This window comes from Tardiphaga sp., assembly GCF_028290495.1.
GTDB lineage: Bacteria > Pseudomonadota > Alphaproteobacteria > Rhizobiales > Xanthobacteraceae > Tardiphaga.
The window spans coordinates 18,281-42,840 of record NZ_JAQGJT010000007.1; the positions used below are offsets into that span (position 1 = coordinate 18,281).

Below are 24,560 nucleotides of genomic sequence, written 5' to 3' on the forward strand. Positions count from 1 at the left end.
GTATGGTCTCAGCGCATTCGCGGCAGATGTTCGCCGCGCAGCATTTTCTCGTAACCCTCGCCGCGGTCGATCATGCCGGCGGCGGGCCGCGTCATCCGGATCTCGTCACGTCGCGCCGCGGTCGCGGCCTCGTCGATGATAGGCTCATCCTGGCTGCTATCTGCAGTAAAAATCACGCCGTAATCTCGCGCCGCTGCGGCCAGAGAGACGCGGCCTTCGATGACGTCGCGCTGCACCATCGGCAGTTCGCGCTGCAGCGGATCGCCCCAGCCGCCGCCGCCGGTAGTGACGACGCGGACCACCTGCCCTTTCAAAACTTCCTCGCCGTCGACCAGGCCGCCGAGGTCTCGCGCTTCGCCCTCCGCGTCCACCGTGACGCAGAACGGTTCGCCGGCCTTTCCGCCGTTGAGGCCGTAGCAGCCGAGCCGAACGCGATCAGCGGTGACGATGGTGCGGCAATCGACCAGTGCGCGATAATGTTTCTCATAGCCCTGCCCGCCACGGCGCAGGCCGGCGCCGCCGGAATCGGTGCTTAGAGCGAGCTTCTCCACCAGCAGCGGAAACCGCGTCTCGGTGAATTCCGCCGGCTGGTTGCGCGAGTCCGGCACGATGTGGATGGCGTCGTTGCCGTCGGCGTAATAGCGCCCGCCCGATCCGCCGCCGAGCACTTCGCGCGACAGGAAGGATTTGCCTTCCGCGTCCTTGCCGAAGAATCCGGTGTAGCGGATGGTCTCCTGATCCGCCGGCATCCTTCCATCGACCGCCTGCGCGACTACACCGGCCAAAAGGCCGAGGCAGCGCAGCAGCACGAAGGAGCGGGCATTGGTCGCCGCCGGCCACTCCGGCGTCAGCAGCGTGCCCTTCGGCGGAAACACGATCTCGAAGACATCGCAAACGCCTTCATTGACGTGGATCTCGGCGGCGCGCTCCGGCGTGTCGGCGAGGTTGCGCAGGATCGGCGCGATCCATTTGATCAGGAAGGCGCCGTCGGCATAATCCGCGGGCCAGTTGATCGGCCCGGTGGACTGCGGATCGGTGCCGTTGAAGTCCAGCACGATCTTGCCAGCCTTCTTGGTCATCTTGATCGCGATCTTGTGCAGCTTGGGATCGGTAATGCCGTCGTGCTCGACGTAATCTTCCCAGGCATATTCGCCATCGGCGATCTTGCTCAGCAACTCATGGCGATAGATATCGCGGCACTTCTCGAGGATCGCCTGGAAGCAGGCTTCGACCTGGTCGCGGCCGAACCGCGCAAACAGCCCCTCCATCCGCCGCGCGCCCATCAGACAGGCCTGCACCTCGCTGTCGAGATCGGCCGACAGCATCTCGGGCACGCGGGTGTTGCGCTTGATGATGGTGAACACCGCGTCGTTCTTGACGCCCTCGCTGTAGATCTTCACCGGCGGAATCGCGATGCCTTCCTCGAACACCGTCGCGGCCGTGCCCGGCATCGAGCCCGGCACGCGGCCGCCGACGTCATCATGATGGCCGAACGCCTGGATGTAGGCGACGACAATGCCATCGTGAAACACCGGCACCGTGCTGCACAGGTCGGGCAGATGGCCGATCGAGCCTTCGGTGAGATACGTGTCGTTCATCAGGAAGACGTCGCCGGGCTTCATTGTCTCCGGCGGAAAGTCGCGCACCACGCCGTTCGGCATCGCCGAATAGGAACGGCCGGTGAGCTTGCGGCAGTAGCGATCAAACAGGCCGACACGGAAATCATGCGCCTCACGAATCATCGGCGAGCGCGCGGTGCGCTCGATGGCGTATTCGATTTCCGCCTCAATCGAGTTCAGCGTGCCCTCGACGATCTGCAACACGATCGGATCGACGAAGGTCGCTTCGCGCACCGGCGCTGTCGGCCACGGATGGGTCTTGTGCATGTTCATCACACGGCCTCCTTCGCAAGCTGCGGCCGGATGACGAGAATGCCGTGCGGATCGACCTCGACGTCCTGCATCGGAAACACCACCGTGGTCGAGCCGAATTCCTCGATGACGGCCGGACCGATCACGCGCGCTCCCGGTGGCAATGACGCCCGATCATAGATCGGCGTATCCTGAAACGAAGTGCCGAAATAGACAGGGCGGTGCCCCCTTGGCGCGACCCGGCCGTCGCCCGGCGCGAGCTTCGGCATCTGCGGCCGCTCAATGACGCCGAAACCGGAGACGCAGAGGTTGACCAGTTCGATCTTCTGCTGGCCGGCGTAATCGTAGCCAAACGTCTTGCGATGCGCCGCATTGAAAGCGTCGATCAGGCCGGACACGAAGGTAGCATCGACTACGCCCGAGGGCGCCGTGATGCGCACTTCCATCGACTGGCCCGCGTAGCGAACATCGGCCTCGCGCACCAGACGGATCTGCGCTTCCGCGATGCCGTCGCGCTTGAGATTGGCGACCGCCTCTTTCTCCAGCGTCGCATAGCGTGTCGCGATGTCGGCGAGATCGATAGCGTCCTCGTGCATCACCTTGGTGACGATATGATCAGTGCGCCAGTCCACCGCCAACAATCCGAACGCCGAGAGGTTGCCGGGGTTCGGCGGCACGATGCAGGCCTTCATGCCGAGCAGATCCATCACCGCCGGTGACTGCACCGGGCCTGCGCCACCGAACGACAGCAGCGCGAATTCGCGGGGATCGATGCCGCGCTGGATCGTCATCTGGCGGATCGCATTGGCCTGCGCCCAATTCGCGATCTCGATGATGCCGCTGGCGAGCTGTTCGGCTGTCATGTTGCCGGGCAATTTTGCTGCCAGCGCAGCGATGCCGGCGCGCGCGCGTTCGACGTCGAGCGCGATGCCGCCGCCGATCAGCGCCGGTGGCAACCGTCCCAGCACCAGATTGGCGTCGGTGATGGCGGGCTCATGGCCGCCGTTCGGATAGCACATTGGCCCCGGCACGGCGCCCGCGCTACGCGGCCCTACCTTGAGATGGCCTTCGCGGCTGATCCAGGCGAGCGAGCCGCCGCCGATGCCGATGGTGGTGATATCGATCATCGGAATTCGCACCGGAAACGCGCCGACCGAGCCGCCATTGGTGAGCTGCGGCCTGGCGCTTTCGATCAGGCAAAAGTCCGTCGAGGTGCCGCCGGCATCCAGCGTCACCAGATCGGGAAAGCCTGCGATCTCCGCGATCACCGCACTGCCGAGCGCGCCGGCGGCGGGACCGGACAGCGCCGTGGTGATCGGCTTGCGCAGGATCTGCTCGGAGCTTGCCACGCCGCCGCTCGACTGCATCACCAGGAACGGCACGCGCTGCAGCGGGCCCAACTCGTCATGCACGCGCTTGAGATAGCGATCCAGATACGGTTTCACGAAAGCATCGACCAAGGTCGTCACCGCGCGCTCGTATTCGCGGTATTCCGGCAGCACGATAGAGGACACCGACAAGGTCGCCTCGGGATATTCCTCGGCGACGATTTCGGCGACGCGACGCTCATGGCTGTCATTGGCATAAGAGTGCATCAGGCAGATGCCGATCGCTTCGATCTTGTGGGCGCGGAAGAAGCGCGCGGCATCGCGCACCATCGTCTCTTCCAGCGCCCGCAACTCGTTGCCCTTGAAATCCATTCGGCCGCCAACTTCGCGGACGAATTGCAACGGCACCAGCCGCTCCGGCTTCACCCAGAAATAGGAATTGCCGTAGCCGTCCGGCACCGATTGCCGCGCGATCTCAAGGATATGGCGGAAGCCTGAGGTAACGATCAGGCCGAGCGACGAGATGCCGCCCTGCAGCAGCGCGTTGGTGGCGACAGTGGTGCCGTGGGCAAGGCCTGCGACATCCGCGGGACCAGCACCAGCCTGCGCCAGAATGTCATTGACGCCGCGCACCAGGCCGATCGCCGGATTGGCTGGAGTACTCGACACTTTTGTCACCGACATCGCACCCGTCGTGGCGTCCACCGCGACAATGTCGGTGAAGGTGCCGCCGGTGTCGATGCCGATGCGAAAGCGAGGAGAAGGCTGGGACATGCACGCGCCATCCGGTTGAAGACGCATCAGCATGGGTCGGGGGCGGGCGGAGAGTCAAAAACGGAATAACGATGGGGGTATCGGAAAAACAGATTGGTCTTGGTGGAGTCAGATCTGTTAATATTCGATCGATTTTGAAGGTACCGGGGAAAGCATTAGATGATAATGGGTAGCCAGGCAGCAGGGCGAACTCAATGCATGAGACAATTGCCGTACTTTACGTACTAGCTCAACTTTCGTTGATCGTTGTTCCTTGGGTCATCGCTCTCGCGCTCGCAATGATTCCGGGCACCTTCATCGCCTGGCTTTTGCGGCGATCCGAGGCAGGACAGTGCGCAACATTTTGGTCTGCAGAAGCGTTAGCTCTAGGTCTTCTCTTTGTGCCAGCCTTGTTCGTTCATGTGTTCGTACTTCCTGTACCCCTACTTGAAGCATGTTTCAGGCCGTCCTTTTTGTTCAGTGAGGCTGGCTGCATGCTTTTTCTTTTTGTCAACTTGATAATGTTCGTTCCTGCTCGCCTGTCTATCGGGATTGGACACGCTATACATCGTTGCATGGCAAAGCGATCCGGTTACGCAGCTTAGCGCCAACTCGCCCTACCCCTTCAGCATATCCCTTAATTTCAGCAGCGCCGTTTCCTTGCGCCGCGACAACGGCTGTCGTCGGCGGAACAGGCTAAAGGCGACGTTGCGCGCGGGCGCGATCGGCAGCGCCTTCAGCAGGCCAAGCGCTACCTCGTTCTCGGCGCAGGCGCGCGGGACGATGGCGATGCCACCGCCGGACTGCACGATGATCTTGATGGTCTCGATATTGTCGACCACCGCCTGCACGTTCGGACGGATGCCCAGATCGGTGAACAACGACATCACCACCAGTCCGTAGCCGACGGTGAGCTCGCTCATGATGAACGGCTCAGGCACCAGCCGGCCAATATCCACCGGCTGCTTGGCACGGACCAGCGGATGTTTGGGCGGAATGATCAGCACCATCTCGGCCTCCACCAGCCGGTCGATCACCAGCCCGGCCGGCAACCGCTCCGGGTCGGACTCGATCGCAAGGCCAGCGTCGATACGCTCCTCATGCAGTTCGGTGAAGATGTTGCGCGTCGGCGCGGTCAGGATCTCCAGCCGGATGCCGGGCAGGTTTTTCTTCAGGTCGTTGAAGATCCGCGGAATGAAAAGCTGCGCCATCCCCGAGCCCATCGCGATGGTCAGCGTGTCGGACAGCGCGCCGCGCAGCCGGCGCGCTGTGTCGGTGAGGCTGAGCAGGTCGCCCATCACCCGCTCGGACTCGTAGAGAAAGGTGCGGCCGCGCTCGGTGGATTCGATGCCGCGCGGCGTTCGCGTGAACAGCTCGAAGCCGACCTCTTCCTCCAGCAGCTTGACCTGCTCGCTGACCGCGGATTGCGAGATGTTCAGCCGCTTCGCCGCTTGCGTGAAGCTGCGTTCCTTCGACACCGCAAGCGCGTAGCGTAGTTGCCGGAAATCCAATCTCAGATCCCGTCTCTATCGCGTGCCGTAAGCGCGGTCTCCGGCGTCGCCAAGGCCGGGCCAGATATAAGCGTGGTCGGTCAGCCGTTCATCGATCGCAGCAGTCCAGATCGGCACGTCCGGATGATAGCCGCGAAGCCGCTCGATGCCTTCCGGCGCCGCCAGCAGACAGACGAACCGGATATCCTTGGCGCCGCGCTCCTTGATGCGATCGATCGCCGCCACCGCCGTGTTGGCGGTCGCCAGCATCGGATCGATCACGATAACGAGGCGTTCTTCGAGATTGGTCGGCGCCTTGAAGAAATACTCCACGGCCACAAAGGTCTCGGGATCGCGGTACAGGCCGATATGCGCAATGCGCGCCGACGGCACCAGATCGATCATGCCCTCGACGAAGGACAGCCCGGCGCGCAGGATCGGCGCGAACACCAGCTTCTTGCCGGCGATCTCCTTGCCGGTCATTTTGGTCAGCGGCGTTTCGATCTCGACATCGGTGAGCGGCAGGTCGCGCGTCACCTCGTAGCACAGCAACATGCCGATTTCGTTGAGCAGCGTCCGAAATCCTTTGGTCGAGCGATGCTTGTCGCGGATCAGCGTCAGCTTGTGCTGCACCAGCGGATGATTAACGATCGTGACGCCGTCCATGTTTTTTCCTTGGGTTAGAAAACTGTACCGTCGCTGATGACCCTGACCGGCGGCGAAGAATCCGCGCGGCGTTCGCGCGCCAGCACGCGTCCGGCCGCCCACGTGCCACCTTCGAGAACTTTCGCCAGCGGCAGCGATTTCGCGTCGAGCTGCAGTTTCTCCCTAAGCCCTTCGGCTAGGCGATCGAGCAGCGCCACCGTCAGCGCGCGCCATTCGACAACGAGCGCGGACGACACGTCGTGTTCGCGTTCCGCGTCGGCGGGATCGCGGAAGCTGAGGATGCCGATATCAACGAACAACCCGCCATTGCGGTATTCCGCGAGTCCGGTGAGGCCGTCGATGTCGGTGACTTCGATACCAGCCGTCTGTAGCGGTTCGATCAACGAATAAGACAGCCACTGCGACAACTTGTGCAGCGGCATCAATTCGGAGGTCGCGTCGTCCGACTTCAGGGCGGGATGCATCCAGCAATCGCCGAGCACGATACCGCCAAGCGAAAGCCGCGACGGCCAGATCGGGCCGAGGCGTTGCAGCAGCGCCGAGAGGATGGTCGGGGCTGGAAGCTTGCCCTGGTGCGAAAGCATCACGAGCTGATCGAACAGCCCGCCCGGCCGCGGCGTATCGTTGATGCCAAACACCTCGGGCTTCGATGCCACCAGCGCTCCGAGACGGCGCAGCAGATCGGCACGGCCCCCGATGCCGACCAGCGGATTGCCGTCGGCGACCTGCATGCCCTCTTCCAGATCGGCCACGGTGAGCCTTTCCAGCGCGGAGGCGTCAGCGCGCAGCGGCTGTGCGGGATCCGCCGAGAACGCACCAGCCGCGAACATCGCGAGACTGGCGAGGCCAAGGCCTTCGGAGCGACCAATCGCCTGCCCGGTTTTGGGATCGTGATAGCGCCATGTCGGACCGGCGCCGGCATCAAGGAACACGCTGGTGATCGCGAGATCGAATTCGGCGCGGGCGCGCGCGGCTGCGTCCGCCCATGCGGTGCCGTCGGCCAGCGCCGCCCAGCGGTTGTCCCCACCGGTGACAAAGTGCCGCCAGCGCGAATGGAACGGCACGTCGAGCGACGGATAGGCCGCACGCGTCGTCGCCAGCACCAGATCGACCGCGGCGTCCATGCGGCCGAGATCAATGCGGAAATGTGGCAGCCCGTCGTCAAGTCCGATGGTCAGCAAGCGGTGGGCGCGCTCGCGCACTGCGCGGGCAGACAACAGGGACAGAGCGGCCGAGGTATCCGGATTCAGTGAACTCACCACGGCGCTCTCAATATTTATCGAGCGAGCGGCCGACGGAATCCTGCAGATCCTGATCGGTCACCGGCTCCGGCGTGTAGTAGCCGGCGGCCTTCTTGGCCGTCATTTCGACGTGGGCATCGGCGGGGATCATGTCGTCGGGGATCGAGACGCGTTCGACGATCTCGACGCCCTGGCTGGTCAGCGCGTCGTGCTTCATGTCGCTCATCGAGATGAAGCGATCGATGCGTTTCAGCCCGAGCCAGTGGATCACGTCGGGCATCAATTGCTGGAAGCGCGCATCCTGCACGCCCGCGACGCATTCGGTGCGTTCGAAATACTGCGCAGCGGCGTCGCCGCCCTCCTGGCGCTTGCGGGCGTTGTAGACGAGAAACTTCGTCACTTCGCCGAGCGCGCGGCCTTCCTTGCGGTTGTAGATGATAATGCCAAGGCCACCGTTCTGCCCGGCTTTGGCGCATTCCTCGATGCCGTGGATCAGATAGGGCCGGCACGTGCAGATGTCGGAGCCGAACACGTCGGAGCCGTTGCACTCGTCATGGACGCGGCAGGTGATCTTCGTCGTGTGATCCGGCAGTTTGGTCACATCGCCGAACAGGTAGGCGGTGATGCCGCCGATCGGCGGCAGGAATACTTGCAGGTCGGGCCGCGTCACCAGTTCCGGAAACATGCCCGCGGTCTGCTCGAACAGTTGACGGCGCAGATTGTTCTCGGTGGTGCCGAAGCGCACGGCCATGCCGGGCAGATACCAGACCGGATCGATCGCGATCTTGACCACGGAAACGCTACCATTGGCATGCACGACGTCGCCATCAACCTTGAGCCGGCCGGCCGCGATCGCAGCCTGCAGTTCAACCAGACCAAGCCGCGCGCGGGTGATCGCGATACTCGGACGGATGTCCATGCCCTCGGCGATTTCGGTGGCAAAGTTTTCGGCGACGAGATGGCCCCACGGATCGAGCGATATGATCTTCTGCGGGTCGATCCATTGATCGAACGGGCCGATGTTGGCCGCCGGAAATGTATTGGTGAGGTCTGGCCGGCGCAGCGGATCGAGCGCGCCGGACGACACCGCGAGTGCACGGTACACCGAATAGGAACCGCCATGAGTCCCGATGACGTTGCGGTCCTGCGGACGGGACACCGTGCCGATCACCGGCCCGCGTTCGCGCGCGCTGGCAGCGCCCCAGTGGATCGGGAAGTCGTGTTTTGCACCCGGCGCCGGGTGCGAGGTCAGCCGTATATGGTCGATCCGGTTGGAGCGAGTCATCGTAAAGGGCCCCCTGAAATGGCAACGGCCCGCCTAAGAAGACGGGCCCGTTACCAAGGATGCAATAGTAGTGCGGCGCGAGCCGAAGCAAAAAGTATACGCATGTCGCAACGAAAGACAACAACATAAAATGAGCATCGGTTAACGCCAGATGACGACGACGTCTGCGGCCAAATGTGTCGGTGCCGCGACGATCCGTGCCCTTGTCTGCCCATGACTCAAGTACAATGTCGCGCCCGACGGTTGCCGGACCACGTTCAATGCCGCCATCACGGAGCTTGACGATGGCGACGGCGCCGCCATCTGATGAATCCGCAACGGCCCGCTCGCTTCGGACCAGGCTGAACAAGGGGGGCCGGTGGCCAGTATTTTTACGCGACGAGATTTTGCCGGCGGCGCGCTGGCACTAGGTGCCGCCGCCGCTTCGTCACCGATGGCGTTGGCCGCGGTCGAGCCTGCCAGCGCTTCGAGCTTTCCCAAGGGATTCGTCTGGGGCACCGCGACGTCGGCCTATCAGATCGAAGGCGGGGTCAACGAAGAAGGCCGCGGCCGCTCCATCTGGGACACCTATTCGCACACGCCGAGCAAGATCCACGGCAACGCCAATGGCGACCGCGCCAGCGATCACTTCCACCGATACAAGGAAGACGTGGCGCTGATGAAGGCGCTGGGCACCACCGCCTATCGCTTCTCGATCGCCTGGCCACGGGTATTCCCGGATGGCACCGGCGCCGCCAACCCGCAGGGTCTCGACTTCTACAACCGGCTGATCGACGAACTGCTCGCCAACGGTATCGAGCCGTTCGCGACATTATATCACTGGGACCTGCCGCAGGCGCTGCAGGATCGCATGGGCGGTTGGGAATCCCTCGATACCGCAAAGGCGTTTGGCGATTACGCCGGCTACGTGGCGTCGCGCCTCACCGACCGCGTCAGGAACGTCTTCACCATCAACGAATCCTCGACCTTCATCGATTTCGGCTATGGCGCGGGTCCGGTCGAACTGGCGCCCGGGCTGAAACTGTCGCAAGCGCGGCTGAACCAGATTCGTCACCACGTCGCGCTCGGCCACGGCCTCGCCGTGCAGGCGATCCGCGCGCAGGGCCGAACCGGCACCAAGGTCGGACTTGCCGAGAACGTCGTGTCCTGCGTGCCGGCGATCGAGACGGCGGAAAACATCCGCGCATCGGAGATCGCCACCCGCGAGATGAACGCCGGCTATCTCACGGCGATCCTGGAGGGAAAGTACACCGACGCCTTCCTGGCCTATGCCGGCAAGAACGCACCGCGCTTTACCGCTGAAGAGCTGAAGATCATCTCCTCGCCTATCGATTTCGTCGGCCTCAACATCTACATGCCGCAGCACTACGTCAGTGCCAGCGACCACCCCAACGGCTTTTCGCTGCTGCCGTTTCCGACATCGTTTCCGCATATGGCGTCGGACTGGCTGCGGATCGGGCCGGAAGCGATGTACTGGGCGCCGCGCAACGTCGCCAAGGTATGGGACGTCAAGCAGATCTATATCAGCGAGAACGGCACCTCCGCCGCCGACAAGGTGCTCGCCGATGGCCGCATCATCGACCTCGACCGCATCATGTATTTGCGCAACTACCTCACCCAGTTGCAGCGCGCGACGTCCGAAGGGGTTCCGGTCGCCGGCTATTTCCAGTGGAGCCTGATCGACAATTTCGAATGGTCGGACGGCCTCGACAAGCGGTTCGGACTTTACCACGTCGATTTCGAAACCCAGAAGCGCACGCCCAAGCTCAGCGCGGAGTTTTACCGCCAGTTGATCGCGGCGAACGCGCTGAAGTAGTCCGCCGGACAAAAACGGCATGAATGTCGCAGGGAGATCGCTATCTGTCGCCGATCAACCGAAGCGAAGACTGATGGCAAGATCCAGGACGGCAGGCGTGGACCGGGCGGCGCTGGCTAAAGAGTGCCTCGAGGCGATCCGGCTGTGGCCCGGTTGCGAAACCGTGAAGGAAATCGGCATTCTGGCCAACGGACCAAGCGATTTTCTGGTCCGCGTGATCGAATATGGCGCTGCCGTCAAACGGAAAGCCGACCGGGCAGCGCTTTGCGTGCAGCGTGAAAAGTCACGCGCCTATCATCTCGCGCCGTAGGTCTGCCCATAAAATTGCCGGGAGAGTGCTAAACATTGAGCGTGCTATTTTACGTGGTAGTGCGATCATTTCGGTACCACGTGCCGGGGCGTCCGTACCCACGTGCAGCAAAAGGAAGATGGTATGCGCTGGTCTGCTGTTCCCGTTTTCGCCGCCGCCCTGACCGGCGGCGCGGCTATCGCTTATGCAGCAGGCTTCACGTTGCCGGCGCCGCCGAAAATCGCCTTCCTCTATTTTGCCGACAAGACCGACGGCGGCTGGACCCAGGCATTCGACGAGGCCCGCCCGAAGATCGAGAAAGCGGTCGATATGCAGATCCCCTTCGTCGAGAACGTCCCGGAAGTTGCCGGACAGATCACACCGGCGGCCGAGCGCTTCATCCAGCGCGGCTACAACGTCATCATCGGCACCGCTTTCGGCTATTCCGACACCTTCAAGGAACTGTCGCTGAAATATCCCAAGGTCGCGTTCCTGAATGCGTCCGGCACCACCAACGGCGCCAACCTCGAGTCGTTCTACGGCCGCACCTATGAGAGCCAGTATCTGTGCGGCATGGTCGCCGGTGCGATGTCCAAGACCGGCAAGCTCGGCTTCGTCGCCGCCCATCCGATCGGCCCGGTGAACTGGACCATCAATGCCTATGAGATGGGCGCGCTGAAGATGAACCCGAAGGCCACCGTGACGGTGATCTTCACCGGCGCCTGGAATGACCCGGTCAAGGAGCGCGCCGCCGCTTCCGCGATGGCCGACCAGGGCATCGACGTGATCGGCCAGCACGTCGATACGCCGACGCCGCAGATCGTGGCGCAGGAGCGCGGTATTTACGGCACCGGGCATCACCGCGACCTCCGCGAATTCGCGCCGAAAGCGACCTTGTGCTCCTCGGTCTGGACCTGGGACAAGTTCCTGTCGCCGGAGCTGAAGAAGGTCGCCGCCGGCAACTGGGAGCCGAGCCCGTACGGCGCCTTCCCCGGCATCAAGGATGGCGGCACCGACATCGCCTGCTGCGGCAGCGCCGTGCCGAAGGACGTCGTCGACAAGGTGATGGCCGAGCGCGACGCCATCATCGCCGGCAAGCAGATCTTCACCGGTCCGATCGTGGACACCGCCAAGGTGGAGCGCGTTGCGGACGGCAAGACGCTGGATGATGGCGGATTCTGGAAGATGGACTGGTATGTGCCGGGCGTCATCGCGCAGAAGTAGCCGCGCTTGACGCCCCCAGCCCTGAAACTCGCGGGCATCCGCAAATCCTTTGACGGCGCGCTTGCGCTCGACGGCGCCTCGTTCGAGAGCCACGCCGGCGAGGTCCATGCGCTGCTCGGCGAAAACGGCGCCGGCAAGTCGTCGCTGATGAACGTCGCCGCCGGCCTCTATGCGCCGGAGGCAGGCCAGATCCTGATCCACGGCGTCGCCACCTCGCTCAACGGTCCCGCCGATGCCCGCAGCCACGGCATCGGCATGGTGCACCAGCACTTCAAGCTGGTGAAGCCTTTCACCGTTGCCGAGAACATCCTGCTTGCGAACGCCCGGCCGCATTTCGCGTCGGGCATCAAGGACATCCGCGCCGCGGTGCGCCAGCAGGCGGCCGAACTCAAATTCGATCTCGATCCCGACCGCCGCGTCGATACGCTGACGGTCGCCGAGCAGCAGCAGGTCGAGATCGTCAAAGTACTGGTCGGCGGCGCCAACATCCTGATCCTCGACGAGCCTACCGCCGTGCTCACCTACGCCGAGGCCGAAGGGCTACTGGAAATCGTACGCCGGCTGGCGCGCGCTGGCACCGCGGTGGTGCTGGTGACGCACAAGCTGCACGAGGTCCGGCGCTTCGCCGACGCCGTCACCATCATGCGCGGCGGGCGGACCGTCGCCACGCTCGATCCGCGCCAGGCCAGCGCGGAAGAATTGACCGAACTCACGGTCGGGCAGACCGTGCCGCTGCCGCCACGTACCAGGCACGAGGGTGGGCCGACCCGGCTCAATGTCGGCGCGCTCTGTTATGCGCGCGGCGACGGCCGCGCGATGCTGAACAACGCCACCTTCCACGTCCGCGCCGGCGAGATCTACGGCATCGCCGGCGTCAGCGGCAACGGCCAGGCCGAACTCGCCGAAGCGCTGATCGGCGCGATCGAGCCGGACAGCGGTGAGATCTGGCTCGACAGCGCCGGTGATATCGCTCACGCCAGCAATGCGCAGCGCCGCGAGGCGGCGATCGCCGCGATCCCGGCCGATCGCTACGCCTTTGCGCTGGCAGGCGGTCTGTCGATATCAGACAATTTCGCCATCGCCCATATACGCTCAGGCCGCTACGGCAACATCGCCTGGGTCAATCGCGCGGCGATGCGCCGCGAGGCCGTTGCTGCCGTAAAGGACTACGACGTGCAGGGCGCACGCAGCGTCGGCCAGAAGGCATCGTTATTGTCCGGCGGCAATGCGCAGAAGCTGGTGATCGCCCGGGAATTCAGCCGCGCGCCGAATGTCGTCGTCGCGCACAGCCCGAGCCGCGGGCTCGATGTCCGCGCCTGCGCCGCCGTACACGAGCGCCTGATCGCGGCACGCGAGCGCGGTGCGGCAATCGTGCTTATCAGCGAAGACCTTGATGAGATCCTCAGCCTGTCGGACCGTATCGGCGTGATGACCAGGGGCGCCGTCGTCGCCGAATTCGAACGGCCAGCTGATCGCCAGGCGATCGGCCGTGCTATGGTCGACCACGCATGACCGTCTTGACCGTGTTGAGCAGGCGATCCCGTTGACCGATACTTCTGCCGCCCATCCGCGCCGCTTCGGCCGCATCACGCTCGACGTGCGGCAAAACCTGTCGGCGTGGAAACAGACTTTGTTCGTCGGCGGCTCGCTGCTGATCGGCCTCGCCATCTCCGTCGCCATCCTTGCCGTGGCCGGCATCGCGCCGCTGACGCTGGCTTCCGAACTCGCCAGCGTGCTGACCGCCGAAAGCCTGCGCGGCGTGCTGGTCCAGGCCGCACCTCTGGTACTGGTCGGGCTCGGCGCCAGCCTCGCGTTCCGGATCGGCTTCTGGAATCTCGGACTCGAGGGCCAGATGATCTTTGGCGGCATTTTTGCCGCTGCCATTTCCATTTGGGAGATCGGCCCGGCCTCCACCCGCCTGCTCTTGATGGGAATCGCGGCGGCAGTCGGCGGCGCGCTGTGGGTGCTGCTGGTCGCGTTCCTGAAGAACCGGTTTCGCGTCAACGAGATTATCGCCACGCTGCTCCTGAACTACGTCGCGATGTATTTCCTGTTTCACCTGTTGTACGGCGCCTGGCAGGATTCCAAGACTGCGTTTCCGCAATCGACGCCGTTCCGACCTTTCGAGCGGCTCGGCGATATCGGCTACGGCATCGATGGCGGGCTCTTGATCGCGCTGGCCGGCGTGCTGGTCGCCGGCTGGGTGCTGCATCTCAGCCGCGCCGGTTTCTACACCCGCTTCATCAGCGCCAATCCGAAGATGGCCCAAATTGTCGGTGTCCCCGTACAGACCATGACGTTGTGCATCATCGCCGCGTCCGGCGCCTGCGCGGGGCTGGCCGGCTTCGTCAACATCGTCAGCCAGGAGGGACGGCTGACGCAGTCCTTCTCCAACGGCTACGTGTTCTCCGGCGTGCTGATCGCGTTTCTCGCGCGCAACGATCCAATCCTTGTCGCCATCGTCGGCTTCCTGATCGCCGTGCTGTTCATCACCGGGCAGACGCTGCAGGTATTCTACCAGATCCCGTTTGCGATGGTGCAGATGATCGAGGCGATCATCGTCATCGCGGTGGCGTCGTCGGAATTCCTGATCCGCCACCGCATACGATGGATCCGCTGACGTGGCCGATTTCCTGATCAACTGGATGGCGAACGTCCCGGTCACTGCAGCGCCTTACGCGCTGGCCGCCCTCGGCCTGATCATCTGCGAACGCTCCGGCGTGCTCAACCTCACCGCCGAAGGGCTGATGCTGATCGGCGCGCTGGCTGGCGCCGGGACCTGCCTGGCGCTCGGCGGTTATCCCGTCGTGGCGCTGATCGTCGCGATGCTGGCCGCGAGTGTAGTGTCGCTGCTGTTCGCGGTGCTCGTCGTGGTGCTGCGCGTCAACCAGGTGATCGCCGGGCTGTCGGTCGTGTTCTTCTGCCAGGGCCTGACCGGGCTGATCGGCACGCTGGCGAAATGGCAGAACAAGCAGATCAGCGGGCTTGGCCGCATGGAAATCTGGCCGCTCTCGCAAATCCCTGCGGTCGGCAAGATCTTCTTCAACCAGGACCCGGTGGTCTATTTCGCCGTCATCATCTTTTTCGCCGTCAACTTCGTTCTGTTCCGCACCATGCTCGGGCTGCGGCTGCGTGCCGTCGGCGAAAATCCCGCAGCATCGGACGCCGCCGGCGTCAGCGTCTCGCTGCATCGTATTCTCGCGATCGTCGCTGGCTCCTCGCTGATCGGGCTGGCCGGCGGTTACATCTCCGTCGTCAGCGTCAAGCTGTGGGTGACGGGCATGGTCGGCGGCCGCGGCTGGATCGCGGTGGCGCTGGTGGTGTTCGCGCGCTGGGCGCCGTGGCCGGCGCTGTGGGGCGCGCTGTTGTTCGGCTGCATCGAGGCGCTGATCCCGCAGGTCGCGGCGGCCGGCATCCGCGTGCCGCAATATCTGATGCTGATGACGCCCTATCTTGCGACCATCGGCGTGATGATCTGGGTCGGCGCCAAGGACCGCCGCGGCAGCCAGGAGCCCGGCGCGCTCGGACAGCCACATGTCCGCGAGGAACGGCGCTAGTCTGTCCCTGCCGGCATGGCGCTGACCGGCAGGCGCGCATGCGTTGCCGCAACCTCGAGCAGCATCGCGACCAGCCCGTCCGGGTTCGACAGTTGCGGCGCGTGATCGCTGTCGAGGCCATAGACGGCATCGCAACCGGTGATCTCCTGCATCTTGCGCTGTAGCGGCAGATGTACCGAGCGATCCTGCAGCGTCTCGATATAGACCCGCGGCACCGAGCCGTAGTTCCCTTGCGTCAGATGCAGCTTGCCATGCCGCACGCCCTGCGGCTGCGGTGTCAACCGGGCAGCCGCGGCCTCCGCCTGCGCACGGTCGGCCTGCTGATAAAACACCTCGATCGCCGCCTCCGGGTTGATCATGGAAGTCTGCCCTTCCGGATCGTGAGTCAGCAGCGCATGCGCGCCGCGCATCCACGGCTCCAGATAGGTGTCGTAAAATTCCAGCACCGCCATGCCGTCCGGCAGCATGAAGGCGCACAGATAGATCGACAGCGCGATCCGGTCGGGGCGCAACTCGGCGGATTGCGACACGGTAATGCCGCCCATGCTGTGGCCGACCAGAACCACCGGACCCGCAACGCCGTCGATCACCGCCATAAGTTTGGCGACGTAGGCCGCCAGATCGACCGCATCGGGCGGCGTATCGTCATGGCCGTTGCCGGGCAGATCGACGGCGATCGCACGATGGCCGCCGGCCTGAAGCCGCGGCACCACATTGTCCCACGCCCAGGCGCCATGCCAGGCGCCGTGAACCAGAATGAAGGTAGCGGGTGCAGCAGCCATGAAGCGATCCATTTGGGGGAACCGGCCGGTATCGGCCAACTGTTGCGAGGATAGCGCGGCGCTGCGCGGTTCGCCGCGCCGAAAGATTCGGCACCGCGTGACCGAAAAGATGCGGCCGTCAGCGGCCGGCGCACGCCGACGCACTGCGGGCCCGCGGATTTCCCGGCGAATTAAGGCGTTTCCGCGTGCTGTGAGATTCATTGCCCGCTTGGTTGACTTTGCCCCGCCCTTCCCCAATAAACGCGCCAACCGGGAGCCCTTCATTGGGCATTCGTTTTAACGTCATCTATGGCCGTCCAGCCACTTTATGGTGGGTTGAGGTCAATGGCGTGGAGCGGGGGAGTGTCCCGAGTGGCAAAGGGAGCTGACTGTAAATCAGCCGTCTTATGACTTCGAAGGTTCGAGTCCTTCTTCCCCCACCATCCTGTTTTCGTTGAAGAAATAGCCCTGCGGGGCGAGCCGAAATTGCCTCTGTGCGACTTCGTGCGACATGCTTCGTTCACGCTCGCATCCCGACGTTGATTCCCAATGCGTTCATGGCGCCCGCTCACTTCACCTTCACGGTGAAAAACTCGCCGAAGGCCTTCCACAGCTGCACCGCGCCGATGCCAATGGCGAAGGCCGTACCCAGCTGCTCCCGAGTGAGGACGGCGACAGGGATTGGCCCGGCAGCCATTGGGACACGCCCGATCGACGAAGGGTTTCGCCAATCGCGGCACAGGGCACGCGCCTCTCATCCGCCATTGCACCTGAGCCAGACGTTCGACGTCCTGCCCTTGCAATATTGACAGTACACATATCGACCGCATACTGTCAGTTAACCGCCCTGAACGGGTGCGAGCTGAATGGGGAGAATCGAGTGCATTTGCCCGGATACCGCAGCCCTTCGTGCCGGCCGGCCAACGCCCTTCATGGCGAGGCACAGGCTCCCCTGCCCCATGCCGTCCCCGGAAAGCCGCGCGATGCCGCGTAAACCGAAAATGGAAGATGCGCCCCCGTCAGCTTCTCTGGCAGCCGCGATGGATCACGTCTATGCGATGCCCGGGCATCTGTTCCGCCGGATGCAGCAGATCGCCGTCGCGGTCTTCATGGAGGAATGCAAGGCGTACGATATGACGCCGGTGCAATACGCGGCGCTGGTTGCGATCCGCGCCCATCCGGGAATCGACGCCACCCGTCTTTCGGCGGTGATCGCCTTCGATCGCTCGACGCTCGGCAGCGTCATCGAGCGTCTGGAATCCAAGGGCCTGCTGGAACGCAAGGCGGGAGCCGGCGACAAGCGGGTCAAGCTGCTGCATCTGACGACACCGGGCGCCGCCGAATTGCGCGAGGTCGAACCGCTGGTCGCGCAGGCGCAGCTGCGGATGCTGCAGCCCCTGAAGCCCGCCGACCGCAAGACCCTGCTCGCGCTGATGGCGCAGCTGGTCGATCTCAACAACGACGCCTCACGCGCGCCACTGCGCGCCGAAGATGCGATCCAGCATCTGCACAAATCGAAATAACCAAGGCCAGTCACCCGATCAAAGAATGGCGTCACAGCCGAACGGCCACATCTTCAAGGAGCTCTCGTGCAATTTCATCTGAATGGATTCGAGCCCGGCGACCCTTCGATTGCCGATCCTGAAAAGCGCAGCGCCGAATCCGGCGCTTCCGGCAGTGTGCCGCAGGAGGTCGATGTCCTGATCATCGGCTGCGGCCCCGCGGGCCTGACGCTGGCGGCGCAACTCTCCGCCTTTCCGGACATCAAGACCTGCATCGTGGAACAGAAGCCCGGCCCCCTGCTGCGCGGCCAGGCCGACGGCATCGCCTGCCGAACGATGGAAATGTTCGAGGCCTTCGGATTCAGCGAACGCGTCCTGAAGGAAGCCTGCTGGATCAACGAGACGACATTCTGGAAACCGGACGACAGCCAGCCCGACCACATCGTCCGCAGTGGGCGCGTGCAGGATACCGAGGAGGGACTTTCGGAATTTCCCCACGTCGTTCTCAATCAGGCGCGCGTGCATGATTTCTATCTCGACGTGATGCGCAAATCCCCCACCTCGCTGGAGCCGTATTACGCACGCAGCCTGCTGGATCTACAGGTCGATGAGGCCTCACTTTATCCCGTGACCGCAAGGATACAGCGGCTCGACGCCGCCCACGAAGGTCAGATCGAGACGATCCGGGCCCGCTATGTCGTGGGCTGCGACGGCGCGCGCAGCACCGTGCGAAAATCCATCGGACGCGAGCTGCACGGCGACTCCGCCAATCACGCCTGGGGCGTGATGGACGTGCTGGCCGTGACCGACTTCCCCGACGTTCGATTCAAGTCGCTGATCCAGTCCGCCCACGAAGGCAGCATCCTGATCATTCCGCGCGAGGGCGGCTATCTGTTTCGCCTGTACATTGAGATGGAAAAGCTCGACGTCGGCGAGCGCGTGTCCCATCTCCACATCACCTCCGACGATCTGATTGCGAAGGCGCGGAGGATTCTCAGCCCCTATACGCTCGACGTGAAGGAAGTGCCGTGGTGGTCGGTCTATGAGATCGGCCAGCGCCTGTGCGACAGGTTCGACGACGTGCCGGGCGACGACACCGCGCGCTTGCCGCACGTCTTCATCGCCGGCGACGCCTGCCACACCCACAGCCCGAAAGCGGGCCAGGGCATGAACGTCTCCATGCAGGACGGCTTCAACCTCGGCTGGAAGCTGGCCGCCGTGCTGCGCAAGCAATGTCCACCGCAACTGCTGCACAGCTATTCAGCGGAACGCCAGACCATTGCGAAAGAGCTGATCGACTTCGACCGCGAGTGGGCCGCCGTCCTCAGCTCGGCGTCAAAGCCGGCAGATGAAGACGGCAAGGCCTTCGATCCCGCGGAGACGCAACGATATTTCGTCCAGCACGGCCGCTATACCGCGGGCACCGCGGCGCACTACCGCCCCGCGCTGCTGACCGGCGAAGCGACCTATCAGCATCTGGCCGCGGGCCTCACGATCGGCATGCGGTTTCATTCCGCGCCGGTCATCCGCATCACCGACGCCAAGCCGCTGCATCTCGGCCACACCGTCAAGGCGGACGGCCGCTGGCGCATCTTCGCCTTCGCAGGCTCCGAAGATCCCGACGCGTCCGGTTCCGGCATTCGCGCACTGTGCAATTTTCTGGCGGACTCACCGGAGTCACCGGTGCGCAACTACACGCCGGAAGGCGCCGACATCGACTCGGTGATCGATGTTCGCGCCATCTTCCAGCAAAGCCACCGCGACCTCGCCATTGAGGCGATGCCGACGTTTCTGCTGCCTGCGAAGGGACGGTTCGGACTTCGCGACTACGAAAAACTGTTCTGCGCTGATGGCGAGGGCGACCGCGACATTTACACGATGCGCGGCATCGATCGCGAACGCGGTTGCATGGTGATCGTGCGGCCCGACCAATATATCGGGCACGTTCTGCCGCTCGATGGCTATGCGCAACTCGCGGCCTATTTCGGGAATTTCATGACGCGCGAACAATAGACATCGGAAGATGCCAGACGCGCGTCGGTCGCGATCCCCGCAACACATGGCTGCGGGGATCGCGACCGGGAACGCGGCCTATCAGAAGGTGTGCTGTCCCCTCATGGTGAAGTTGCGGCCGACTTCAACGAGCGGATTCGTCAGGGTCGTGGCATAGAACATGTTCACGAATGTCGAGGCATCGACATAGGCGGTGTTGAAGACGTTCTCGACGCCGAGGATCAGCTTGGTGTCACCCCACGCTGGGGTCACGAGCTGACCGAGCCGGAAGGTCGCGTAGAGTTTCGGGATCGCATAGCCGCTGGTCTGGCGTTCCTGCGCCGTATCGATCCGGCTTTTCTGGCTGGCCCAGTCGACCACCGCCATGAGCGAATAGCTTTCGTCCAGCGCGGCATATTGCACGCCGATGCGGCCGCAGCGGACGGCGTCGAGGTTCTGATCGTTCCCGATCACATCAATCCCGTCCAGCTCCGCCGCTCGCGACAAATCCTGATCGACTTCGCCGCACGGGGAAAGACTCTCGTCGTGTTCGGCGAGAACAAGGCCGAAGCCTGGTTGCCCGGTGTGACGTGGTTACCGCGGCCGACGAATTTCTGGTGGTGGCTCGACAGGGACGTCCGACCCGAACAACGGCTCGTCAGCCCCGACCACGAATTGTTCAAAGCGGTGCCGTTCGCCAACACCATCTGGCACTATCACGGCATTCTGCAGCCGCCCGCATCGGCCGAGACGCTGATCGACGTGCCGGCGCCAATTGACGGAAGTGATAGCGGCGGCGCCCTGCTCTATGACGACCGCACCACCCTGCCGGGACGCCTGATCGTCTCGACGCTCGATCCGTTCTATCATCACGGCAGCAACTTCATGCCGGCCACGACGAAGTTTCTCGACGGCTTCCTGCCCTGGGCGCGCGAACTGGCGGGAAGCTAGATCTTTCCACAGTCGCGTTCGCGGATGTCCGCTTCGCTTTAAAGCCGACATCTCAGCAAAGGCGACGACGAATTCGCCGTCGCCTTTGTCAATTGATCGCCGGTCAGGCGAGCTGGATATCCAGCCATCCCAGCGCATTGACGGTCACGCGATCGCCGGCATTGATGACCACCGTGGTGGTCTCGGCGTCGATGATCGCGGGGCCTTCGATGCAATGACCGGGTGCAAGCGTGTCGAGGCCGTAGACCGGGACATCGCGCCATTCGCCGAAGAACGCCTTGCGCGTGGTGCGCGGCTTGGCGGCAGCATCAGACGGTGCCGGCTTGATATCCTGCCCGCTTTGCGACACTGCGCCGATGGCCGAGACGCGGGCATTGACGAAGACGACTTCCTGATCCCGCGAGGCGTAAGTGTAGAGCTCCTCGTGACGGCGGTGAAACAGCTCGTCGATCTGATCGACCAGCGTCGCGGAATTCCAGTCTACGTCGTTGAGCGGCACATCGATTTCAAAGATCTGCTCGCCGTAGCGCATCTCGGCGGAACGCTCGATGGCGATGTCCCCGCCGAACCAGGCCCGCAGCCGGCCGGTGGCCTGCTGCGCCAGCTGCGCGAAGATATCGCGCATCGCACCTGCGTCGATACGCGGCGCGGCGCCCAACTGGGTCTGGCTCACCTCGAAGCGCAGATCGCTCGTCAGCATGCCCCATGCCGACAGCACCGATGCCGCCGTCGGCACGATGATGCGCTTGATGTCGAGTTCACGGGCCACTTCCGCCGCATGTATGCCAGCAGCGCCGCCGAAGCTCAGCATCGCGAAGCGCCGGGGGTCGACGCCGCGGCGCAAGGTCATCAGACGGATGCCATCGGCCATCTTCAGGTTGATGAGGCGATAGATGCCGGCCGCAGCCTGCTCGCGCGACAGGCCGAGCGACGTCGCCAGCCGATCCACCGCGGCTTCGGACGCCGCGCGATCGAGCGGACGTCGTCCGCCCATGAAGGCATCGGCATCGAGATAGCCAAGAAGGACATTGGCGTCGGTGACGGTTGCCGCCGTCCCGCCATTGCCGTAGCAGGCCGGCCCCGGTACCGAGCCGGCACTTTCAGGGCCAACGCGGAACGTCCCGCCGGCATCGACGCTTGCGATCGAGCCGCCGCCTGCCGCGATGCTGGCGATATCGAGGCTGCGCAGCGCGATGCGTTGTTCCGCCAGCATGCCGTCGGCCGAGAGCGACGCGCGCCCCTCGGAGATCAGCGAGATGTCGGTGCTGGTGCCGCCCATGTCGAACGGCACGATATCGGGAATACCGAGCAAATCGGCGCAACGCTGGCAGCCGGACATGCCGCCGGCCGGACCGGACAGAACCGTGCCGGCCGCAAGGCGTGCCGCCTCCTCGATCGGCGCCATGCCGCCATGCGAGAGAATGATGAACAGGCTGGAGGCGAAGCCGGCCTCCTTCAGGCGCTGTTCGAGGTTGGTGAGATAGTGACGCACTGCGGGCGCGACATAGGCGTTCACGACGGTCGTCGAAACCCGCTCATATTCCTTGATCTGCGGCAGCACGTCACTGGAGCGCGACAGGTTGATGCCGGGCAGTTCGCGCACCAGGCGCTCGGCTACCGCAATCTCATGGACCGGGTTGCGATAAGAATGCAGGAAGCAGATCGCCACCGACGTTGCGCCGGAGCTGCGGATGGCCGCGATGGCCTCGCTGACGGATTGTTCGTCGAGCGGCGTCAGCACATCGCCATTGGCCTTGATGCGTTCGCGAATGCCGAAGCGGCGTTCGCGCGGCACCAGCGGTTCGGGCGGCGGCGAGCGCAGGTCGTAGCGGTCGCCCTTGAGGCCTTCGCGCATTTCCAGAACGTCGCGATGACCTTCCGTGGTCAGCAACGCTACTTTCGCGCCCTTGCGCTCGAGCAGGGCGTTGGTCGCCACGGTCGTGCCATGCACCAGACGATCGGTCGCTGCCAACAGTGCCGCACGGGACAGATTTACCCGGCGCGCCAATTCCTCAAGGCCCGTCATCACACCGATGGACTGGTCCGTCGGCGTCGATGGCGACTTGGCGAACACCGTGTGGCCGGCCTCATCGATGGCGACGAGGTCGGTGTAGGTACCACCGACGTCAATTCCGATTGTAAACATCGTCAAGCTTCCCGAACCGTCGTTGAATTGTTCTGCGTGAGCCCCTGCTCCGCGTCGCGTTGGCGCGCCTCTGCAGAGCGCTCCGCGGGATTGCCCCAGCCGCCGCCGCCGGAGGAGCGGACTTCAAGGCAATCGCCCGGCATGATCTCGATGCCGACTTCCTTGGTGCGCAGCACGCGCGGCGCACGTCCGTCCGACATCAGGCGGTAGTGATGCGGCACGCCGTCGTCGCCGCCGAGCAGCCCGCAGGCGCCGTGGCGCGCGCCGTCGCCGGCCGTGTTGGCAAGCGCCGGTTTCTTCGTCTCGACCACGAGATCGAGCGCGACGCCGAGGCCGCCGCGGAACTTGCCGTCGCCGCCAGAGCCCGCGCGGAATTCATGGTGACGGAAGTGCAGCGGAAACCGTACTTCGGCGACTTCGATACTGCCGAACTTGATACCGCCCACGGTGTGCCACTCGCCGATCGACGACCAGCCGTCGCCGCCGGAGGATGCACCGCCGCCCGGACGAGCCTGGAACATGTGCCAGATGAAGCCGCGGCCATTGCGCGGATCCTCGCCCTGGATGGCGATGCGGAAGCGACGGCTCCAACCGGCCATCGCGCGGTCCGGGCAGGATTTCGCCAGCGCCTTGATGATAGCCTCGACGATTTCGTTCGAGGGGTGGCTGGTACACATGGTGACCGGACGATCCGGATCGGCCCAGACGATCGTGCCCTGCCTGGCGATTACGGTCAGCGGCCGCAGCGAACCGGAATTCTTCGGGATGTCGGCATCGATCAGATAGGCAAAGGCCATCACGACCGCGGCCTGCATATTGGCGTGTGACGAATTGACGAAGCTCGTCGACTGCGGATCGGAGCCGGACAGATCGACCTCGATATCGCTGCCGCGCTTGGTGACCTTCGCGGCGATCTTGATATCGCTGCGGCCGTGGCCGTCGTCGTCGAGGAAGGCTTCGCCGTGGAACACGCCGTCTTTCCAGGTCGCGACCACCGCGCGCGTCTGCTGCTCGGCGGAATCCATAATGGCTTCGACGGCGGCCTCTACAGTTACCCCGCCGAACTCCGCGAACAACCGCGCCACGCGGCGCTCGCCGAGATGCGCGGCGCCGACCATGGCGGCCAGATCGCCGCGGAAGTCGCGTGCATTGCGCACGTTCAGCGCCAGCAGATCGAGCAGATCGTCGCGCAGTTCGCCGGCCTCGTAGAGCTTGATCGGAGGGACACGAAGTCCTTCCTGCCAGATCTCCGTCGCCATTGGATTGTAGCCGCCATGCGTGGCGCCGCCGATATCGCTCTGATGCGCGCGCACGATGGTCCAGTACAGACGGCGCTCACCGTCGAACACCGGCACGAAGGCCGTAAGGTCAGGCAGATGGCTTCCGCCGTGATAGGGATCATTGAGCAGGATCACGTCGCCCGGCTTGACGTCCTTGAACCGCTCCTCGACGGCCAGCGTCGCCCACGGCAATGCGCCGACGTGAACCGGGATGTGATCGGCCTGCGCGATCAGGCGACCCTTGGTGTCGCAGATCGCCAGCGAGAAATCGCGGCTCGAATTCAAAATCTGGGAATAGGAGGTGCGAAGCATCGCCTCGCCCATTTCCGCCACGATCGAACTGAGCCGATGCTGGACGACGGACCGTGTGATGGGATCGATCTTGGTGGACATCGCACACCTGCTTGC

20 protein-coding genes and 1 tRNA gene are annotated in these 24,560 nt (G+C 64.0%); 10 read left to right on the plus strand and 11 right to left on the minus strand.

The features are described 5' to 3' along the window. Window positions 1-8 precede the first annotated feature (8 nt). The 6 genes from JWQ24_RS00610 to JWQ24_RS00635 all read right to left on the minus strand — a co-directional run bounded on the left by JWQ24_RS00610 (window position 9) and on the right by JWQ24_RS00635 (window position 8,634). Window positions 9-1,892: a hydantoinase B/oxoprolinase family protein gene (locus JWQ24_RS00610; RefSeq protein ID WP_299803104.1), complete on the minus strand. Its 1,884-nt coding sequence runs from the start codon at window positions 1,890-1,892 to the stop codon at window positions 9-11. Further along, window positions 1,892-3,973: a hydantoinase/oxoprolinase family protein gene (locus tag JWQ24_RS00615; RefSeq protein ID WP_299803106.1), complete on the minus strand. Its 2,082-nt coding sequence runs from the start codon at window positions 3,971-3,973 to the stop codon at window positions 1,892-1,894. The genes JWQ24_RS00610 and JWQ24_RS00615 overlap by 1 nt, the downstream gene beginning before the upstream one ends. 596 nt (window positions 3,974-4,569) lie before the next feature. Continuing rightward, window positions 4,570-5,463: a LysR family transcriptional regulator gene (locus tag JWQ24_RS00620; protein WP_299803109.1), complete on the minus strand. Its 894-nt coding sequence runs from the start codon at window positions 5,461-5,463 to the stop codon at window positions 4,570-4,572. Window positions 5,464-5,478: 15 nt separating this feature from the next. Then, a complete protein-coding gene (gene upp / locus JWQ24_RS00625; protein WP_299803112.1) occupies window positions 5,479-6,108 on the minus strand; it encodes a uracil phosphoribosyltransferase in 630 nt (209 codons plus the stop codon). 14 nt (window positions 6,109-6,122) lie between these two features. Beyond that, window positions 6,123-7,358 (minus strand): URC4/urg3 family protein, encoded by a 1,236-nt coding sequence (locus tag JWQ24_RS00630; RefSeq protein ID WP_299803188.1) that lies wholly within the window; start codon window positions 7,356-7,358, stop codon window positions 6,123-6,125. Window positions 7,359-7,377: 19 nt separating this feature from the next. Continuing rightward, on the minus strand, window positions 7,378-8,634 hold the full coding sequence (locus JWQ24_RS00635) for a GTP cyclohydrolase II (protein ID WP_299803114.1): 1,257 nt from the start codon (window positions 8,632-8,634) through the stop codon (window positions 7,378-7,380). Between the two features lie 358 nt (window positions 8,635-8,992). On the opposite strand from JWQ24_RS00635, the gene JWQ24_RS00640 reads away from it, so the two are divergent. The 6 genes from JWQ24_RS00640 (at window position 8,993) to JWQ24_RS00665 (ending at window position 15,520) form a co-directional block, all read left to right on the plus strand. Next, window positions 8,993-10,450, plus strand: coding sequence for a GH1 family beta-glucosidase (locus JWQ24_RS00640; RefSeq protein ID WP_299803117.1), 1,458 nt, complete (start codon window positions 8,993-8,995; stop codon window positions 10,448-10,450). Between the two features lie 97 nt (window positions 10,451-10,547). After that, window positions 10,548-10,760 carry a hypothetical protein gene (locus JWQ24_RS00645; protein WP_299803120.1) on the plus strand — a complete coding sequence of 71 codons (213 nt, stop codon included), beginning with the start codon at window positions 10,548-10,550 and terminating at the stop codon, window positions 10,758-10,760. A 123-nt stretch (window positions 10,761-10,883) separates the two neighbouring features. Next, a complete protein-coding gene (locus JWQ24_RS00650; protein WP_299803123.1) occupies window positions 10,884-11,963 on the plus strand; it encodes a BMP family ABC transporter substrate-binding protein in 1,080 nt (359 codons plus the stop codon). A gap of 6 nt (window positions 11,964-11,969) precedes the next feature. Further along, window positions 11,970-13,475: an ABC transporter ATP-binding protein gene (locus JWQ24_RS00655; protein ID WP_299803125.1), complete on the plus strand. Its 1,506-nt coding sequence runs from the start codon at window positions 11,970-11,972 to the stop codon at window positions 13,473-13,475. Between the two features lie 31 nt (window positions 13,476-13,506). After that, a complete protein-coding gene (locus JWQ24_RS00660) occupies window positions 13,507-14,583 on the plus strand; it encodes an ABC transporter permease (protein WP_299803127.1) in 1,077 nt (358 codons plus the stop codon). A 1-nt stretch (window position 14,584) separates the two neighbouring features. Continuing rightward, the gene (locus JWQ24_RS00665; protein ID WP_299803129.1) at window positions 14,585-15,520 is read left to right on the plus strand and encodes an ABC transporter permease; all 936 of its coding nucleotides are present in this window, start codon (window positions 14,585-14,587) and stop codon (window positions 15,518-15,520) included. Here JWQ24_RS00665 and JWQ24_RS00670 read toward each other — a convergent pair. Further along, window positions 15,517-16,302, minus strand: coding sequence for an alpha/beta fold hydrolase (locus JWQ24_RS00670; protein WP_299803131.1), 786 nt, complete (start codon window positions 16,300-16,302; stop codon window positions 15,517-15,519). The genes JWQ24_RS00665 and JWQ24_RS00670 overlap by 4 nt on opposite strands. A gap of 336 nt (window positions 16,303-16,638) precedes the next feature. Between JWQ24_RS00670 and JWQ24_RS00675 the strand changes: the two genes are divergently transcribed. Beyond that, window positions 16,639-16,724, plus strand: a tRNA-Tyr gene (locus JWQ24_RS00675). A gap of 125 nt (window positions 16,725-16,849) precedes the next feature. On the opposite strand, the gene JWQ24_RS00680 is transcribed toward JWQ24_RS00675, so the two are convergent. Then, window positions 16,850-16,978, minus strand: a complete 129-nt coding sequence (locus tag JWQ24_RS00680) for a hypothetical protein (RefSeq protein WP_299803133.1) — start codon at window positions 16,976-16,978, stop codon at window positions 16,850-16,852. 286 nt (window positions 16,979-17,264) lie between these two features. On the opposite strand from JWQ24_RS00680, the gene JWQ24_RS00685 reads away from it, so the two are divergent. After that, the gene (locus tag JWQ24_RS00685; RefSeq protein WP_299803136.1) at window positions 17,265-17,804 is read left to right on the plus strand and encodes a MarR family transcriptional regulator; all 540 of its coding nucleotides are present in this window, start codon (window positions 17,265-17,267) and stop codon (window positions 17,802-17,804) included. A gap of 66 nt (window positions 17,805-17,870) precedes the next feature. After that, the gene (locus JWQ24_RS00690) at window positions 17,871-19,796 is read left to right on the plus strand and encodes an FAD-binding monooxygenase (protein WP_299803138.1); all 1,926 of its coding nucleotides are present in this window, start codon (window positions 17,871-17,873) and stop codon (window positions 19,794-19,796) included. Window positions 19,797-19,877: 81 nt separating this feature from the next. Here the strand turns inward: JWQ24_RS00690 and JWQ24_RS00695 are convergent, their stop codons facing one another. Then, window positions 19,878-20,249, minus strand: coding sequence for a TonB-dependent receptor (locus JWQ24_RS00695; RefSeq protein WP_299803140.1), 372 nt, complete (start codon window positions 20,247-20,249; stop codon window positions 19,878-19,880). A gap of 72 nt (window positions 20,250-20,321) precedes the next feature. On the opposite strand from JWQ24_RS00695, the gene JWQ24_RS00700 reads away from it, so the two are divergent. Continuing rightward, window positions 20,322-20,726 carry a hypothetical protein gene (locus JWQ24_RS00700; RefSeq protein ID WP_299803142.1) on the plus strand — a complete coding sequence of 135 codons (405 nt, stop codon included), beginning with the start codon at window positions 20,322-20,324 and terminating at the stop codon, window positions 20,724-20,726. A 103-nt stretch (window positions 20,727-20,829) separates the two neighbouring features. Here JWQ24_RS00700 and JWQ24_RS00705 read toward each other — a convergent pair whose 3' ends face one another. Both JWQ24_RS00705 and JWQ24_RS00710 read right to left on the minus strand, forming a co-directional pair. Next, window positions 20,830-22,872 carry a hydantoinase/oxoprolinase family protein gene (locus tag JWQ24_RS00705; RefSeq protein WP_299803144.1) on the minus strand — a complete coding sequence of 681 codons (2,043 nt, stop codon included), beginning with the start codon at window positions 22,870-22,872 and terminating at the stop codon, window positions 20,830-20,832. 2 nt (window positions 22,873-22,874) lie between these two features. Beyond that, window positions 22,875-24,545: a hydantoinase B/oxoprolinase family protein gene (locus JWQ24_RS00710; protein ID WP_299803146.1), complete on the minus strand. Its 1,671-nt coding sequence runs from the start codon at window positions 24,543-24,545 to the stop codon at window positions 22,875-22,877. Window positions 24,546-24,560: the final 15 nt, after the last annotated feature.

What these genes read in the sequence shown, in the direction of transcription:
- upp (WP_299803112.1), bottom strand. Translation starts at nt 6,108, where the DNA reads ATGGACGGCGTCACGATCGTTAATCATCCGCTGGTGCAGCACAAGCTG.
- JWQ24_RS00610 (WP_299803104.1), bottom strand. Translation starts at nt 1,892, where the DNA reads ATGAACATGCACAAGACCCATCCGTGGCCGACAGCGCCGGTGCGCGAA.
- JWQ24_RS00685 (WP_299803136.1), top strand. Translation starts at nt 17,265, where the DNA reads ATGCCGCGTAAACCGAAAATGGAAGATGCGCCCCCGTCAGCTTCTCTG.
- JWQ24_RS00615 (WP_299803106.1), bottom strand. Translation starts at nt 3,973, where the DNA reads ATGTCCCAGCCTTCTCCTCGCTTTCGCATCGGCATCGACACCGGCGGC.
- JWQ24_RS00705 (WP_299803144.1), bottom strand. Translation starts at nt 22,872, where the DNA reads ATGTTTACAATCGGAATTGACGTCGGTGGTACCTACACCGACCTCGTC.
- JWQ24_RS00670 (WP_299803131.1), bottom strand. Translation starts at nt 16,302, where the DNA reads ATGGCTGCTGCACCCGCTACCTTCATTCTGGTTCACGGCGCCTGGCAT.
- JWQ24_RS00710 (WP_299803146.1), bottom strand. Translation starts at nt 24,545, where the DNA reads ATGTCCACCAAGATCGATCCCATCACACGGTCCGTCGTCCAGCATCGG.
- JWQ24_RS00680 (WP_299803133.1), bottom strand. Translation starts at nt 16,978, where the DNA reads ATGGCTGCCGGGCCAATCCCTGTCGCCGTCCTCACTCGGGAGCAGCTG.
- JWQ24_RS00650 (WP_299803123.1), top strand. Translation starts at nt 10,884, where the DNA reads ATGCGCTGGTCTGCTGTTCCCGTTTTCGCCGCCGCCCTGACCGGCGGC.
- JWQ24_RS00635 (WP_299803114.1), bottom strand. Translation starts at nt 8,634, where the DNA reads ATGACTCGCTCCAACCGGATCGACCATATACGGCTGACCTCGCACCCG.